Annotated in this window: 17 protein-coding genes; 15 read left to right on the top strand and 2 right to left on the bottom strand. The window is 42.3% G+C overall.

The features are described 5' to 3' along the window. Positions 1-203 precede the first annotated feature (203 nt). Positions 204-401, bottom strand: a complete 198-nt coding sequence (locus tag ACSLBF_RS08655; RefSeq protein WP_440053032.1) for a hypothetical protein — start codon at positions 399-401, stop codon at positions 204-206. Between the two features lie 195 nt (positions 402-596). Here ACSLBF_RS08655 and ACSLBF_RS08650 point away from each other — a divergent pair, with 195 nt between their 5' ends. From ACSLBF_RS08650 to ACSLBF_RS08615, 8 genes are all read left to right on the top strand, one after another. Continuing rightward, on the top strand, positions 597-1862 hold the full coding sequence (locus tag ACSLBF_RS08650; RefSeq protein ID WP_440053031.1) for a phage/plasmid replication protein, II/X family: 1266 nt from the start codon (positions 597-599) through the stop codon (positions 1860-1862). Between the two features lie 12 nt (positions 1863-1874). Then, entirely contained in the window at positions 1875-2177 is a 303-nt protein-coding gene (locus tag ACSLBF_RS08645) for a single-stranded DNA-binding protein (RefSeq protein WP_440053030.1), read from the top strand. Between the two features lies 1 nt (position 2178). Next, a complete protein-coding gene (locus ACSLBF_RS08640) occupies positions 2179-2421 on the top strand; it encodes a hypothetical protein (RefSeq protein ID WP_440053029.1) in 243 nt (80 codons plus the stop codon). Positions 2422-2451: 30 nt separating this feature from the next. Beyond that, entirely contained in the window at positions 2452-2664 is a 213-nt protein-coding gene (locus tag ACSLBF_RS08635) for a hypothetical protein (RefSeq protein WP_440053028.1), read from the top strand. A gap of 95 nt (positions 2665-2759) precedes the next feature. Further along, positions 2760-4259 (top strand): hypothetical protein, encoded by a 1500-nt coding sequence (locus ACSLBF_RS08630; protein WP_440053036.1) that lies wholly within the window; start codon positions 2760-2762, stop codon positions 4257-4259. Beyond that, positions 4252-4674: a DUF2523 family protein gene (locus ACSLBF_RS08625; RefSeq protein ID WP_440053035.1), complete on the top strand. Its 423-nt coding sequence runs from the start codon at positions 4252-4254 to the stop codon at positions 4672-4674. The genes ACSLBF_RS08630 and ACSLBF_RS08625 overlap by 8 nt, the downstream gene beginning before the upstream one ends. After that, positions 4674-5993 (top strand): zonular occludens toxin domain-containing protein, encoded by a 1320-nt coding sequence (locus tag ACSLBF_RS08620; RefSeq protein ID WP_440053034.1) that lies wholly within the window; start codon positions 4674-4676, stop codon positions 5991-5993. The genes ACSLBF_RS08625 and ACSLBF_RS08620 overlap by 1 nt, the downstream gene beginning before the upstream one ends. A 584-nt stretch (positions 5994-6577) precedes the next feature. After that, positions 6578-6799, top strand: a complete 222-nt coding sequence (locus ACSLBF_RS08615; RefSeq protein ID WP_440053033.1) for a hypothetical protein — start codon at positions 6578-6580, stop codon at positions 6797-6799. Between the two features lie 233 nt (positions 6800-7032). Here ACSLBF_RS08615 and ACSLBF_RS08610 read toward each other — a convergent pair whose 3' ends face one another. Then, a complete protein-coding gene (locus tag ACSLBF_RS08610; protein ID WP_440053032.1) occupies positions 7033-7230 on the bottom strand; it encodes a hypothetical protein in 198 nt (65 codons plus the stop codon). Positions 7231-7425: 195 nt separating this feature from the next. Here ACSLBF_RS08610 and ACSLBF_RS08605 point away from each other — a divergent pair, with 195 nt between their 5' ends. From ACSLBF_RS08605 to ACSLBF_RS08575, 7 genes are all read left to right on the top strand, one after another. Beyond that, on the top strand, positions 7426-8691 hold the full coding sequence (locus tag ACSLBF_RS08605; RefSeq protein WP_440053031.1) for a phage/plasmid replication protein, II/X family: 1266 nt from the start codon (positions 7426-7428) through the stop codon (positions 8689-8691). A 12-nt stretch (positions 8692-8703) separates the two neighbouring features. Further along, positions 8704-9006: a single-stranded DNA-binding protein gene (locus ACSLBF_RS08600; RefSeq protein ID WP_440053030.1), complete on the top strand. Its 303-nt coding sequence runs from the start codon at positions 8704-8706 to the stop codon at positions 9004-9006. A 1-nt stretch (position 9007) separates the two neighbouring features. Next, positions 9008-9250 (top strand): hypothetical protein, encoded by a 243-nt coding sequence (locus tag ACSLBF_RS08595; RefSeq protein ID WP_440053029.1) that lies wholly within the window; start codon positions 9008-9010, stop codon positions 9248-9250. Between the two features lie 30 nt (positions 9251-9280). Beyond that, positions 9281-9493, top strand: coding sequence for a hypothetical protein (locus ACSLBF_RS08590; protein WP_440053028.1), 213 nt, complete (start codon positions 9281-9283; stop codon positions 9491-9493). A 95-nt stretch (positions 9494-9588) separates the two neighbouring features. Further along, entirely contained in the window at positions 9589-11088 is a 1500-nt protein-coding gene (locus ACSLBF_RS08585; protein WP_440053036.1) for a hypothetical protein, read from the top strand. Then, on the top strand, positions 11081-11503 hold the full coding sequence (locus ACSLBF_RS08580) for a DUF2523 family protein (RefSeq protein WP_440053035.1): 423 nt from the start codon (positions 11081-11083) through the stop codon (positions 11501-11503). Before ACSLBF_RS08585 ends, ACSLBF_RS08580 begins: the two co-directional genes overlap by 8 nt. Then, on the top strand, positions 11503-12822 hold the full coding sequence (locus tag ACSLBF_RS08575; RefSeq protein WP_440053034.1) for a zonular occludens toxin domain-containing protein: 1320 nt from the start codon (positions 11503-11505) through the stop codon (positions 12820-12822). The genes ACSLBF_RS08580 and ACSLBF_RS08575 overlap by 1 nt, the downstream gene beginning before the upstream one ends. Positions 12823-13406: the final 584 nt, after the last annotated feature.

Genomic DNA, 13406 nt, shown 5'->3' with positions numbered 1-13406 from the left:
TGAAGCGCCAACTCGATAGTGATTTAACTCAGGTGTTTTAGCGCGAGAACCCGCCGATGGCGGTCGGTACTATTTCTGGAGACCTGACCCCGAGCGAATGCGTTCGCTCCCTTGATAAACCGAAACCAACTTTCAGTCAGCTCAGTTGTACCGAGTGGGGTACGGTGTGGAGAGTCCACATACTTTAATAGTGGACTCTAGTCTCATTTTGAAACTTTCTCTTCTTCTTCTTCGATTAGATCTTGTTTCGCCATATTTTGATAATTATCTATCATGTAATGAACAATGTCCGTCCAAGTTACTGATCTCCCTGTTTTATATGAAACCTCAATAGCTTTTCTTTCTAACTCTAGTTTCTTTTCAATTGGTATCGAGATCGTTGTTCTGTTTGCTTTCGCCACTTCTTTAACTCCGTTCTGTTAATAGCTGAATGTTAGCACGCTTGAATTTTATTATTCATCAATACTTGTATTCACCCATTCACTTCTGTTATAAATATCGCAGTTGAATAGATGTATTCACCTATTCAGGTCGGTAATGACCTGTCTCATTTTTTGGGATTAGTTACCATTACTACTCATCAGAAGGATTTTTTTGTGATAGACCTCTTGCGAATCAAAGTGCCATTTAACGACTCTGTCGTTGCTGCATCACCTGAAGGTGATAGCGGTTTGGTTGATTTGCGTGAATGTCAAAAACGCGGTTGCAAGATGGAAGCGGGGGACGTTACTTTTCGTCCGAACGACTATCGTCTAGATGCTGAGAACGTTGCACTTGCTGAGGTTTCATGTCTTAGACATCCTTTTGAATCACTTCCTAGCAGTTGGTCAACTTTAAGTTTTAAGGTTTATCAAGGCGGTTCTAATTACTATCCACACATTGAGCTTAAAGCTAGCCCTGCGAAACTCCTTACTGGTCAAAATGTTTTTGGTACATGCAACGTTATGACTTGCCTTGATTCGTTGGTTTCTGCTTTCTGTTACGCACTTCCTGATATGGTCGAGATACTGGATTTTGAACACGCTACGCTTGCTCAGATTGACTGCACTTTTACTGCTCATTTACCAAATGAGTCTGACAGCAGGAATGTGATACACGCACTTAGAAACATTTCAAACGGTCAAACGAGAGGTAGTAAATCATCGTTTGATACCACGGCCTACTTTGGCAAAGGTAGCCGCCATAAACGTCTCAAAGCTTACTTGAAGCAGTTTGAGCTTGCAGACCAAATAGCCAAAATCACGTCACGTTACGATAAGACCAAAGACCCAATTTATAAAATACAGCTCGATGCTATGAGCGCACCCGATGTACAAGAATTTGCTACAAACGCCCTTCGTTTAGAGGCCAGTATCATGCCCCGCATGTTGCATCGCCTCGCTATTCCTACGAATGTTTGGGAGTTTGAAAGTCACGCTAGAAGTTTTGATGGGTGTCTAATTAAAGAGCTATGGAATCACGCTTGGTCAGATATTTTTAAGACATTTGAGGGCGAACATATGCGTACATACAGCGACACTGAAGTTCATGAAAATTTGAGAGAGCACTTTAAAACAGAGACTAAAACTGGTTTTAGTTATTCCAAGGCTGATCGTCTATTTCGATTTTTCCGAATGATGAAGCACGAGGGTTGGGAAGAGGTTAAAGCGACTACACCAAAAGCAACTTTCCATAGAAGCATTAAAGAAATTACAGAGGTAGTCCCCAAGGCATACCTACAAAACCTACAAGCCACGGCATCCAATGTCGTGCCTTTAATCAGATTTATCAACGTCGATTTCGAACGCCAGCACCCAGCAGGCTGGACTGAACCTACGCGACTATCAGAGCAATTCGAAAGCGGCCTACGCTTAGTAAGTTAACGGAGAAAACACATGCAACATCAACAACTAATTATTGAAATCGTAAAAGGCCATGAGAACCCAATGCCTCGCACTGTTAATAAGGGCAAAGACAACGAAAGGGTGGTTTATGACCAAAAGGCATACGCTCATACGGGTGGTGCTTTTCCTAAGGAATTTCGTTTGTCTCACGATGACCACAACAATGCCTATCCAGTTGGCAAATATACGTTAGCTCTTGAATCTTTCTGTGTTGGCCGTTGGGGTGACCTTGAAATTAACGGTCGTCAAATGAAGCTTGTTCCAGCTTCTCAAGAATTGCTTAAGGCTGTCTGATATGCAATGCGTCATCATTTCCGAATCAGGCCAACTAATCGCAGCAACTGCTGAAACATGCGAATACGTTTTGTTGACGACTGAGCAGGTGACGCAAATTCAATTAAACGGATTGGTAGACACGCTCAACGAGCTGTTCCAATTTGATTTGGCTACGTTCGGCCTAATCAACGCCGCGGCATTGACCGCATTTTTTACCGCTCATTCAATTGGTCGAATCGTCCGAGTGATGGGCAAAACCTAAAAACACACTCAATTAAATTAAGGAAAAATCGTGAAATTACTATCAAAAATCGCTCTAGGTTCTACTGCTGCGCTAGGTTCTGCAATGGCGTCAGCTACTGCAACCACTCCTGATGTTGCGGCAACGATTGAAACCGCTGTTGCTGCTGGTCAGTCAAACTATACGCTCGTTGTCGTTGGTCTGTTGTCACTAGCTTCAATCGGTTTCGGTGTTGGTTTTATCATTAGCAAATTATCTCGTTAATGGTTACGACCATTATTCTAGGTACGTTTCTCGTTTGGGTCTTCGTCGAGGGCTTTTCTAGCGGGGTTCGTACCTCCTAATATTAAAGGCGTTATATGCGAGTTTTCTATACGGCGCTTATCAGCGCCTTTTTTCTATCATTCAACTCATTGTCCTTAGAGTTTAAACGTGATGAGCAAAAACCTATTCTCGTTCCTACTGACTATGGACGTTGCACTCATTTAGATGGTGGCGGTCATCTGCTGTCTGAATGTTTATCTGCTGTTGAATCCGCGAGTGAGGGCAAAACGTATATTTATACCGGTTTTCATTCAGGTCCTCTCGATGATAATTCATATCCTATTTTAGCTACTGTTACTGAGCGTCGCGGTTGTGATGGTCAGGACCATTGTACATTTGAGCCGTATATATATACCGCTGGGCGTTTTTACATTCAATTTACTGTTCAGGTAGAGGATTGCCCACCTGATGGTCACCCAACGTATACCCAAAAACGGGGTGGTGAAACTGATGACAACCCATCTCGTTGCATCGACCCAGCCCGTGATAACTGTCAGGAGCCATCGTTAGATGACCGTCCATCATTTAGTATAGGTGGTGGTAATCGCTGCTTCACCAATCCAGACGGCTCAACGTGTAAATACTCATCTGACAATAATGACATGATGATGGTGTCACCATTATACGACGGTCAGGAGGGGACTAGCTGTGGTGATGATGGTGATGGTGGCGATGGTTTACCCACTGTTCCAGATCCATTTATTCCGCCTGATTTGTCTGATTTGCCTGAGGCTCCTAGTACCGCTCCATCTGCTGAGCCGCTAGGCCAAATCTCCGACCCGTCAACCTCAGAAACCGAGCTAGACGGTATAAACCAAATGAACCGTAATGTTACTGCGTCTACTCAAAATCAGGTTGATTTTGGTCGAGCCAATGTTAGAGCGCTCAACAATATTTATATTGAGTCTAGGCACTCTAATGACCTGACTCGGTTTTTTTCCTCTCAATTAGACGTCATCGGTAAAAATACTCAAATTATGTCCGAGCAGGCAAATAACGCGTTTCGTGCTGCATCTACTAACGTCGAACAAACCGCTACTGTTGCGAATAACACTAGGTACATTGTCAATTCAACCAACGCCCAAACTGCAACACTAAATTCTATCCGTGACACACTCAATTCTATTAACGATAAACTCGCTGGTGATGAACCTTGCGAGGGCGAGGACTGCCCAGACCCTGAGCCAGATTGTGAGGGGTTCGAGTGTGCCGGTGTTGCTCAGGCGGGAAAGCAGGGGGGTCTGAATGACCTATTTACTCAGGATTCTATTGATGAAATCAGGGTTCAAATTACTGACCAAATCGAATTGAACACTGCAGAGCTAGACGACATTCGCACTCAGTTAGACACTGTTTTTGATGTTTCGCCAACCATTAGCGGTTCATACGAGGAGCGAACATTAGATATTTACGGTGAATCAATTGATATTTCAGTAGCCAGATTTAGCAATTTTTATCAAATGCTAGCAGCACCATTAATGCTAATCGCCACTATGTCCGCGTTGTTTATTTTGTTGAGGGAGCGCCATGATTAAATCCACACAAACCAAAACCATTTTATTAATTTCCGCATTTCTATTTTTATCGCCTGTAGCGCTAGCATCTCACTACGACGGTTATCAGGGTGTGTTTAGTTTTATGAACGATTTTGTTTCTGATATTTGGGATTTTTTAGATACCGACCTCCCTAATTTTATCACGCGTTTTTTTGCATGGTTCGTTGAATATGCAACGCTACTCAGACTCAAAATAGAGTTAGAGACTATTAAATTTAGTTGGCAGGTTTCGAAAAACATCATTGAGAATTTTCAGATAGCCAGTCGCATCACCTCGGCTGCTAATCAATTACCTGCTGACGTTCGTGCTGCTCTCGTTGATATGCGTGCATTTGATGCGCTCAATGTGGTAATTCAGGCGCTAATCACTCGCTATGTTATGAGGTTTCTATAATGGCGACGTCAATATTTCATGGTGCGCCAGGTTCGTTTAAATCAGCCTCAGCAGTTTGGTTTGAGTTATTGCCAGCGCTGAGAGCGGGGCGTTTAGTAGTCACTAATATCGAGGGCATTAAACCTCTGGATGATATCGAGCGCGAGTTAAACGAAACATTCCCTGATTCTGCAAAATTGTGGCGAATGTCTAGTCAGAGCGAATCAGGCCATAAATTGTGGCGTAATTGGTATCATTGGATGCCGTGCGGTGCGCTCATTATCATGGATGAGGTTCAGGATATTTACCCGACTGAAACCACTCAATTCAAACCTGAATCATGTGATTATCAGCCCGTTCAAAACTATCAGGATTATCTACCTAGTGACTGGTATCAGTACCATTTAGATACACTCGAAACGTACAAACCAGACGACCTAACTAGCGGTGATGTTGATGATTTGGGTATCGAGATATTTAACGAACACGGGCATATCATCTACCCAAAAACCCTAAAGGAGGCGTACATGCGCCACCGTAAATACAACTGGGACATCATTTGCTGTACGCCTGATATCACCTCTGTACATAAATACATCCGTAACGTTAGCCAGTACGCCTATGCACATAAATATTTTGACGGGCTAGCCAAAATTCCATACTTCAACCGGAGGCCGAGAATACATGAACATAATCCAAAATTGGACGGCAAAACGCCAAACAGGGCAGACCCGAAAAAGTGGCGCAAAATCCCCATCGACGTCCACAGACTCTACAAATCAACAGCGACCCAATCTATTACAGGCGCAACAGGAAAAAATTTTCTACTCAGTCCTATGTTTGCCTTTCCGGTGGTCGTTCTCACTTTGTGCGCTGGTTATTTCATCCTATATTTCAGTGGTGCTATGGATGTGGAAAAAAACCCGCAACCCGCGCAGGTTCCTACTAAAAATAGTAAAACGGATATTTCTACTGCTGTTAATAATGACCCTGTTCCGGCTGTTGCTCGTGAGCCTATTCATGTGAGTCTACCATTTGATGCAACTAGGGCGCAGGTTAGCGGTTATCACGTTAAATTTGACGGTGAGAAAATCGAACAGACTGCCATTTTGGAATTTGATACACCTGATGGTTTAGTTTCTCTAAACACGTTTGATTTGAAGCTAATGGGCTTTACGGTCAACATCATGAGTTATTGCTATGTCATCATTGAGCACGCGGATTACAAATACAATGCCTTTTGCAAATCAACAACGCCAAACAAACCAACCTATGAACCAGCTCAAACGGAGCCTAATATTGATTTTGGTTTTGGTGGTGACGCGCCAAGCGAAGCCTGAGCGTAGCGCGGCAACACCAAAACCCAATAATGGTTAAATCTTTAATCTAAGGATAAGTCACTGGTGACCCATGGAAACTAAGAACCAACGTTATGAAAATAAACAAAAATCTCGCGGTTTAAAAAAAGTTACTCTTTGGATACCTGAGCATTCTGAAGTTGAGCTCAGACAGACAATTGATTTTTTGTGTTCAAATACAGATCATGTTCCATATATGGCTAGGAGCATTAAGACTGGTAAGTTCAAGAAAATTGTATAATGTCCAATACTAGACAATATCGGTCATAAGTAATTGATTTTTAAAAGGTTAAATATTTATTTTAATTATTTTTGGCTTTATATCAACCTCCCATAATGGCAGCAGTGTTATGTTGAGAGAAACCCCCGCAAAATCATTACTCTGCGGGGGTTTTGTGGTTTATGGTCGGTCAAAATAGGTAGGTGACCGACCATCACAAAAGCATTGCTTTAGTGCCCGTAACATAATACAAATTATGGTGAGGTTGGCTTTCATCCCACATTTTAAAAATCATGTATTGAATATATAGCCTTCAAATTTAAACTCTTAAAAAAGGAAATTAATTATGCCACGCTTAAATTTAGTAATTAAACAATCTCCAAATGCTCCTATATTGAAATCTATAGATACTGCAGATATCCCTAGAGTTGGTGAGCACATTTTATATCGTGGCGATTGTTATGCTGTAATAAATGTTCTTTATGACATTGAAAATAAAGATGAAATCAAACTCTATTTAGAAACCAGTCATCATCCTTCTACTGGTGAAATGAAGTTTGGTGGTTAAGTAGAATTCGATACGATGCGGCTTGCCGCATGAAGCGCCAACTCGATAGTGATTTAACTCAGGTGTTTTAGCGCGAGAACCCGCCGATGGCGGTCGGTACTATTTCTGGAGACCTGACCCCGAGCGAATGCGTTCGCTCCCTTGATAAACCGAAACCAACTTTCAGTCAGCTCAGTTGTACCGAGTGGGGTACGGTGTGGAGAGTCCACATACTTTAATAGTGGACTCTAGTCTCATTTTGAAACTTTCTCTTCTTCTTCTTCGATTAGATCTTGTTTCGCCATATTTTGATAATTATCTATCATGTAATGAACAATGTCCGTCCAAGTTACTGATCTCCCTGTTTTATATGAAACCTCAATAGCTTTTCTTTCTAACTCTAGTTTCTTTTCAATTGGTATCGAGATCGTTGTTCTGTTTGCTTTCGCCACTTCTTTAACTCCGTTCTGTTAATAGCTGAATGTTAGCACGCTTGAATTTTATTATTCATCAATACTTGTATTCACCCATTCACTTCTGTTATAAATATCGCAGTTGAATAGATGTATTCACCTATTCAGGTCGGTAATGACCTGTCTCATTTTTTGGGATTAGTTACCATTACTACTCATCAGAAGGATTTTTTTGTGATAGACCTCTTGCGAATCAAAGTGCCATTTAACGACTCTGTCGTTGCTGCATCACCTGAAGGTGATAGCGGTTTGGTTGATTTGCGTGAATGTCAAAAACGCGGTTGCAAGATGGAAGCGGGGGACGTTACTTTTCGTCCGAACGACTATCGTCTAGATGCTGAGAACGTTGCACTTGCTGAGGTTTCATGTCTTAGACATCCTTTTGAATCACTTCCTAGCAGTTGGTCAACTTTAAGTTTTAAGGTTTATCAAGGCGGTTCTAATTACTATCCACACATTGAGCTTAAAGCTAGCCCTGCGAAACTCCTTACTGGTCAAAATGTTTTTGGTACATGCAACGTTATGACTTGCCTTGATTCGTTGGTTTCTGCTTTCTGTTACGCACTTCCTGATATGGTCGAGATACTGGATTTTGAACACGCTACGCTTGCTCAGATTGACTGCACTTTTACTGCTCATTTACCAAATGAGTCTGACAGCAGGAATGTGATACACGCACTTAGAAACATTTCAAACGGTCAAACGAGAGGTAGTAAATCATCGTTTGATACCACGGCCTACTTTGGCAAAGGTAGCCGCCATAAACGTCTCAAAGCTTACTTGAAGCAGTTTGAGCTTGCAGACCAAATAGCCAAAATCACGTCACGTTACGATAAGACCAAAGACCCAATTTATAAAATACAGCTCGATGCTATGAGCGCACCCGATGTACAAGAATTTGCTACAAACGCCCTTCGTTTAGAGGCCAGTATCATGCCCCGCATGTTGCATCGCCTCGCTATTCCTACGAATGTTTGGGAGTTTGAAAGTCACGCTAGAAGTTTTGATGGGTGTCTAATTAAAGAGCTATGGAATCACGCTTGGTCAGATATTTTTAAGACATTTGAGGGCGAACATATGCGTACATACAGCGACACTGAAGTTCATGAAAATTTGAGAGAGCACTTTAAAACAGAGACTAAAACTGGTTTTAGTTATTCCAAGGCTGATCGTCTATTTCGATTTTTCCGAATGATGAAGCACGAGGGTTGGGAAGAGGTTAAAGCGACTACACCAAAAGCAACTTTCCATAGAAGCATTAAAGAAATTACAGAGGTAGTCCCCAAGGCATACCTACAAAACCTACAAGCCACGGCATCCAATGTCGTGCCTTTAATCAGATTTATCAACGTCGATTTCGAACGCCAGCACCCAGCAGGCTGGACTGAACCTACGCGACTATCAGAGCAATTCGAAAGCGGCCTACGCTTAGTAAGTTAACGGAGAAAACACATGCAACATCAACAACTAATTATTGAAATCGTAAAAGGCCATGAGAACCCAATGCCTCGCACTGTTAATAAGGGCAAAGACAACGAAAGGGTGGTTTATGACCAAAAGGCATACGCTCATACGGGTGGTGCTTTTCCTAAGGAATTTCGTTTGTCTCACGATGACCACAACAATGCCTATCCAGTTGGCAAATATACGTTAGCTCTTGAATCTTTCTGTGTTGGCCGTTGGGGTGACCTTGAAATTAACGGTCGTCAAATGAAGCTTGTTCCAGCTTCTCAAGAATTGCTTAAGGCTGTCTGATATGCAATGCGTCATCATTTCCGAATCAGGCCAACTAATCGCAGCAACTGCTGAAACATGCGAATACGTTTTGTTGACGACTGAGCAGGTGACGCAAATTCAATTAAACGGATTGGTAGACACGCTCAACGAGCTGTTCCAATTTGATTTGGCTACGTTCGGCCTAATCAACGCCGCGGCATTGACCGCATTTTTTACCGCTCATTCAATTGGTCGAATCGTCCGAGTGATGGGCAAAACCTAAAAACACACTCAATTAAATTAAGGAAAAATCGTGAAATTACTATCAAAAATCGCTCTAGGTTCTACTGCTGCGCTAGGTTCTGCAATGGCGTCAGCTACTGCAACCACTCCTGATGTTGCGGCAACGATTGAAACCGCTGTTGCTGCTGGTCAGTCAAACTATACGCTCGTTGTCGTTGGTCTGTTGTCACTAGCTTCAATCGGTTTCGGTGTTGGTTTTATCATTAGCAAATTATCTCGTTAATGGTTACGACCATTATTCTAGGTACGTTTCTCGTTTGGGTCTTCGTCGAGGGCTTTTCTAGCGGGGTTCGTACCTCCTAATATTAAAGGCGTTATATGCGAGTTTTCTATACGGCGCTTATCAGCGCCTTTTTTCTATCATTCAACTCATTGTCCTTAGAGTTTAAACGTGATGAGCAAAAACCTATTCTCGTTCCTACTGACTATGGACGTTGCACTCATTTAGATGGTGGCGGTCATCTGCTGTCTGAATGTTTATCTGCTGTTGAATCCGCGAGTGAGGGCAAAACGTATATTTATACCGGTTTTCATTCAGGTCCTCTCGATGATAATTCATATCCTATTTTAGCTACTGTTACTGAGCGTCGCGGTTGTGATGGTCAGGACCATTGTACATTTGAGCCGTATATATATACCGCTGGGCGTTTTTACATTCAATTTACTGTTCAGGTAGAGGATTGCCCACCTGATGGTCACCCAACGTATACCCAAAAACGGGGTGGTGAAACTGATGACAACCCATCTCGTTGCATCGACCCAGCCCGTGATAACTGTCAGGAGCCATCGTTAGATGACCGTCCATCATTTAGTATAGGTGGTGGTAATCGCTGCTTCACCAATCCAGACGGCTCAACGTGTAAATACTCATCTGACAATAATGACATGATGATGGTGTCACCATTATACGACGGTCAGGAGGGGACTAGCTGTGGTGATGATGGTGATGGTGGCGATGGTTTACCCACTGTTCCAGATCCATTTATTCCGCCTGATTTGTCTGATTTGCCTGAGGCTCCTAGTACCGCTCCATCTGCTGAGCCGCTAGGCCAAATCTCCGACCCGTCAACCTCAGAAACCGAGCTAGACGGTATAAACCAAATGAACCGTAATGTTACTGCGTCTACTCAAAATCAGGTTGATTTTGGTCGAGCCAATGTTAGAGCGCTCAACAATATTTATATTGAGTCTAGGCACTCTAATGACCTGACTCGGTTTTTTTCCTCTCAATTAGACGTCATCGGTAAAAATACTCAAATTATGTCCGAGCAGGCAAATAACGCGTTTCGTGCTGCATCTACTAACGTCGAACAAACCGCTACTGTTGCGAATAACACTAGGTACATTGTCAATTCAACCAACGCCCAAACTGCAACACTAAATTCTATCCGTGACACACTCAATTCTATTAACGATAAACTCGCTGGTGATGAACCTTGCGAGGGCGAGGACTGCCCAGACCCTGAGCCAGATTGTGAGGGGTTCGAGTGTGCCGGTGTTGCTCAGGCGGGAAAGCAGGGGGGTCTGAATGACCTATTTACTCAGGATTCTATTGATGAAATCAGGGTTCAAATTACTGACCAAATCGAATTGAACACTGCAGAGCTAGACGACATTCGCACTCAGTTAGACACTGTTTTTGATGTTTCGCCAACCATTAGCGGTTCATACGAGGAGCGAACATTAGATATTTACGGTGAATCAATTGATATTTCAGTAGCCAGATTTAGCAATTTTTATCAAATGCTAGCAGCACCATTAATGCTAATCGCCACTATGTCCGCGTTGTTTATTTTGTTGAGGGAGCGCCATGATTAAATCCACACAAACCAAAACCATTTTATTAATTTCCGCATTTCTATTTTTATCGCCTGTAGCGCTAGCATCTCACTACGACGGTTATCAGGGTGTGTTTAGTTTTATGAACGATTTTGTTTCTGATATTTGGGATTTTTTAGATACCGACCTCCCTAATTTTATCACGCGTTTTTTTGCATGGTTCGTTGAATATGCAACGCTACTCAGACTCAAAATAGAGTTAGAGACTATTAAATTTAGTTGGCAGGTTTCGAAAAACATCATTGAGAATTTTCAGATAGCCAGTCGCATCACCTCGGCTGCTAATCAATTACCTGCTGACGTTCGTGCTGCTCTCGTTGATATGCGTGCATTTGATGCGCTCAATGTGGTAATTCAGGCGCTAATCACTCGCTATGTTATGAGGTTTCTATAATGGCGACGTCAATATTTCATGGTGCGCCAGGTTCGTTTAAATCAGCCTCAGCAGTTTGGTTTGAGTTATTGCCAGCGCTGAGAGCGGGGCGTTTAGTAGTCACTAATATCGAGGGCATTAAACCTCTGGATGATATCGAGCGCGAGTTAAACGAAACATTCCCTGATTCTGCAAAATTGTGGCGAATGTCTAGTCAGAGCGAATCAGGCCATAAATTGTGGCGTAATTGGTATCATTGGATGCCGTGCGGTGCGCTCATTATCATGGATGAGGTTCAGGATATTTACCCGACTGAAACCACTCAATTCAAACCTGAATCATGTGATTATCAGCCCGTTCAAAACTATCAGGATTATCTACCTAGTGACTGGTATCAGTACCATTTAGATACACTCGAAACGTACAAACCAGACGACCTAACTAGCGGTGATGTTGATGATTTGGGTATCGAGATATTTAACGAACACGGGCATATCATCTACCCAAAAACCCTAAAGGAGGCGTACATGCGCCACCGTAAATACAACTGGGACATCATTTGCTGTACGCCTGATATCACCTCTGTACATAAATACATCCGTAACGTTAGCCAGTACGCCTATGCACATAAATATTTTGACGGGCTAGCCAAAATTCCATACTTCAACCGGAGGCCGAGAATACATGAACATAATCCAAAATTGGACGGCAAAACGCCAAACAGGGCAGACCCGAAAAAGTGGCGCAAAATCCCCATCGACGTCCACAGACTCTACAAATCAACAGCGACCCAATCTATTACAGGCGCAACAGGAAAAAATTTTCTACTCAGTCCTATGTTTGCCTTTCCGGTGGTCGTTCTCACTTTGTGCGCTGGTTATTTCATCCTATATTTCAGTGGTGCTATGGATGTGGAAAAAAACCCGCAACCCGCGCAGGTTCCTACTAAAAATAGTAAAACGGATATTTCTACTGCTGTTAATAATGACCCTGTTCCGGCTGTTGCTCGTGAGCCTATTCATGTGAGTCTACCATTTGATGCAACTAGGGCGCAGGTTAGCGGTTATCACGTTAAATTTGACGGTGAGAAAATCGAACAGACTGCCATTTTGGAATTTGATACACCTGATGGTTTAGTTTCTCTAAACACGTTTGATTTGAAGCTAATGGGCTTTACGGTCAACATCATGAGTTATTGCTATGTCATCATTGAGCACGCGGATTACAAATACAATGCCTTTTGCAAATCAACAACGCCAAACAAACCAACCTATGAACCAGCTCAAACGGAGCCTAATATTGATTTTGGTTTTGGTGGTGACGCGCCAAGCGAAGCCTGAGCGTAGCGCGGCAACACCAAAACCCAATAATGGTTAAATCTTTAATCTAAGGATAAGTCACTGGTGACCCATGGAAACTAAGAACCAACGTTATGAAAATAAACAAAAATCTCGCGGTTTAAAAAAAGTTACTCTTTGGATACCTGAGCATTCTGAAGTTGAGCTCAGACAGACAATTGATTTTTTGTGTTCAAATACAGATCATGTTCCATATATGGCTAGGAGCATTAAGACTGGTAAGTTCAAGAAAATTGTATAATGTCCAATACTAGACAATATCGGTCATAAGTAATTGATTTTTAAAAGGTTAAATATTTATTTTAATTATTTTTGGCTTTATATCAACCTCCCATAATGGCAGCAGTGTTATGTTGAGAGAAACCCCCGCAAAATCATTACTCTGCGGGGGTTTTGTGGTTTATGGTCGGTCAAAATAGGTAGGTGACCGACCATCACAAAAGCATTGCTTTAGTGCCCGTAACATAATACAAATTATGGTGAGGTTGGCTTTCATCCCACATTTTAAAAATCATGTATTGAATATATAGCCTTCAAATTTAAACTCTTAAAAAAGGAAATTAATT

The sequence above is a fragment of the Pseudoalteromonas sp. T1lg65 genome (assembly GCF_051930985.1).
Classification (GTDB): Bacteria; Pseudomonadota; Gammaproteobacteria; order Enterobacterales; family Alteromonadaceae; genus Pseudoalteromonas.
Note: the sequence above shows the minus strand (reverse complement) of the source record. Positions and strands in the feature narration are given on the sequence as shown.

Excerpts from the sequence above, each read along its gene's own strand:
- ACSLBF_RS08645 (WP_440053030.1), top strand. The coding sequence starts at position 1,875 with ATGCAACATCAACAACTAATTATTGAAATCGTAAAAGGCCATGAGAAC.
- ACSLBF_RS08640 (WP_440053029.1), top strand. The coding sequence starts at position 2,179 with ATGCAATGCGTCATCATTTCCGAATCAGGCCAACTAATCGCAGCAACT.
- ACSLBF_RS08630 (WP_440053036.1), top strand. The coding sequence starts at position 2,760 with ATGCGAGTTTTCTATACGGCGCTTATCAGCGCCTTTTTTCTATCATTC.
- ACSLBF_RS08625 (WP_440053035.1), top strand. The coding sequence starts at position 4,252 with ATGATTAAATCCACACAAACCAAAACCATTTTATTAATTTCCGCATTT.
- ACSLBF_RS08620 (WP_440053034.1), top strand. The coding sequence starts at position 4,674 with ATGGCGACGTCAATATTTCATGGTGCGCCAGGTTCGTTTAAATCAGCC.
- ACSLBF_RS08615 (WP_440053033.1), top strand. The coding sequence starts at position 6,578 with ATGCCACGCTTAAATTTAGTAATTAAACAATCTCCAAATGCTCCTATA.
- ACSLBF_RS08600 (WP_440053030.1), top strand. The coding sequence starts at position 8,704 with ATGCAACATCAACAACTAATTATTGAAATCGTAAAAGGCCATGAGAAC.
- ACSLBF_RS08595 (WP_440053029.1), top strand. The coding sequence starts at position 9,008 with ATGCAATGCGTCATCATTTCCGAATCAGGCCAACTAATCGCAGCAACT.
- ACSLBF_RS08585 (WP_440053036.1), top strand. The coding sequence starts at position 9,589 with ATGCGAGTTTTCTATACGGCGCTTATCAGCGCCTTTTTTCTATCATTC.
- ACSLBF_RS08580 (WP_440053035.1), top strand. The coding sequence starts at position 11,081 with ATGATTAAATCCACACAAACCAAAACCATTTTATTAATTTCCGCATTT.
- ACSLBF_RS08575 (WP_440053034.1), top strand. The coding sequence starts at position 11,503 with ATGGCGACGTCAATATTTCATGGTGCGCCAGGTTCGTTTAAATCAGCC.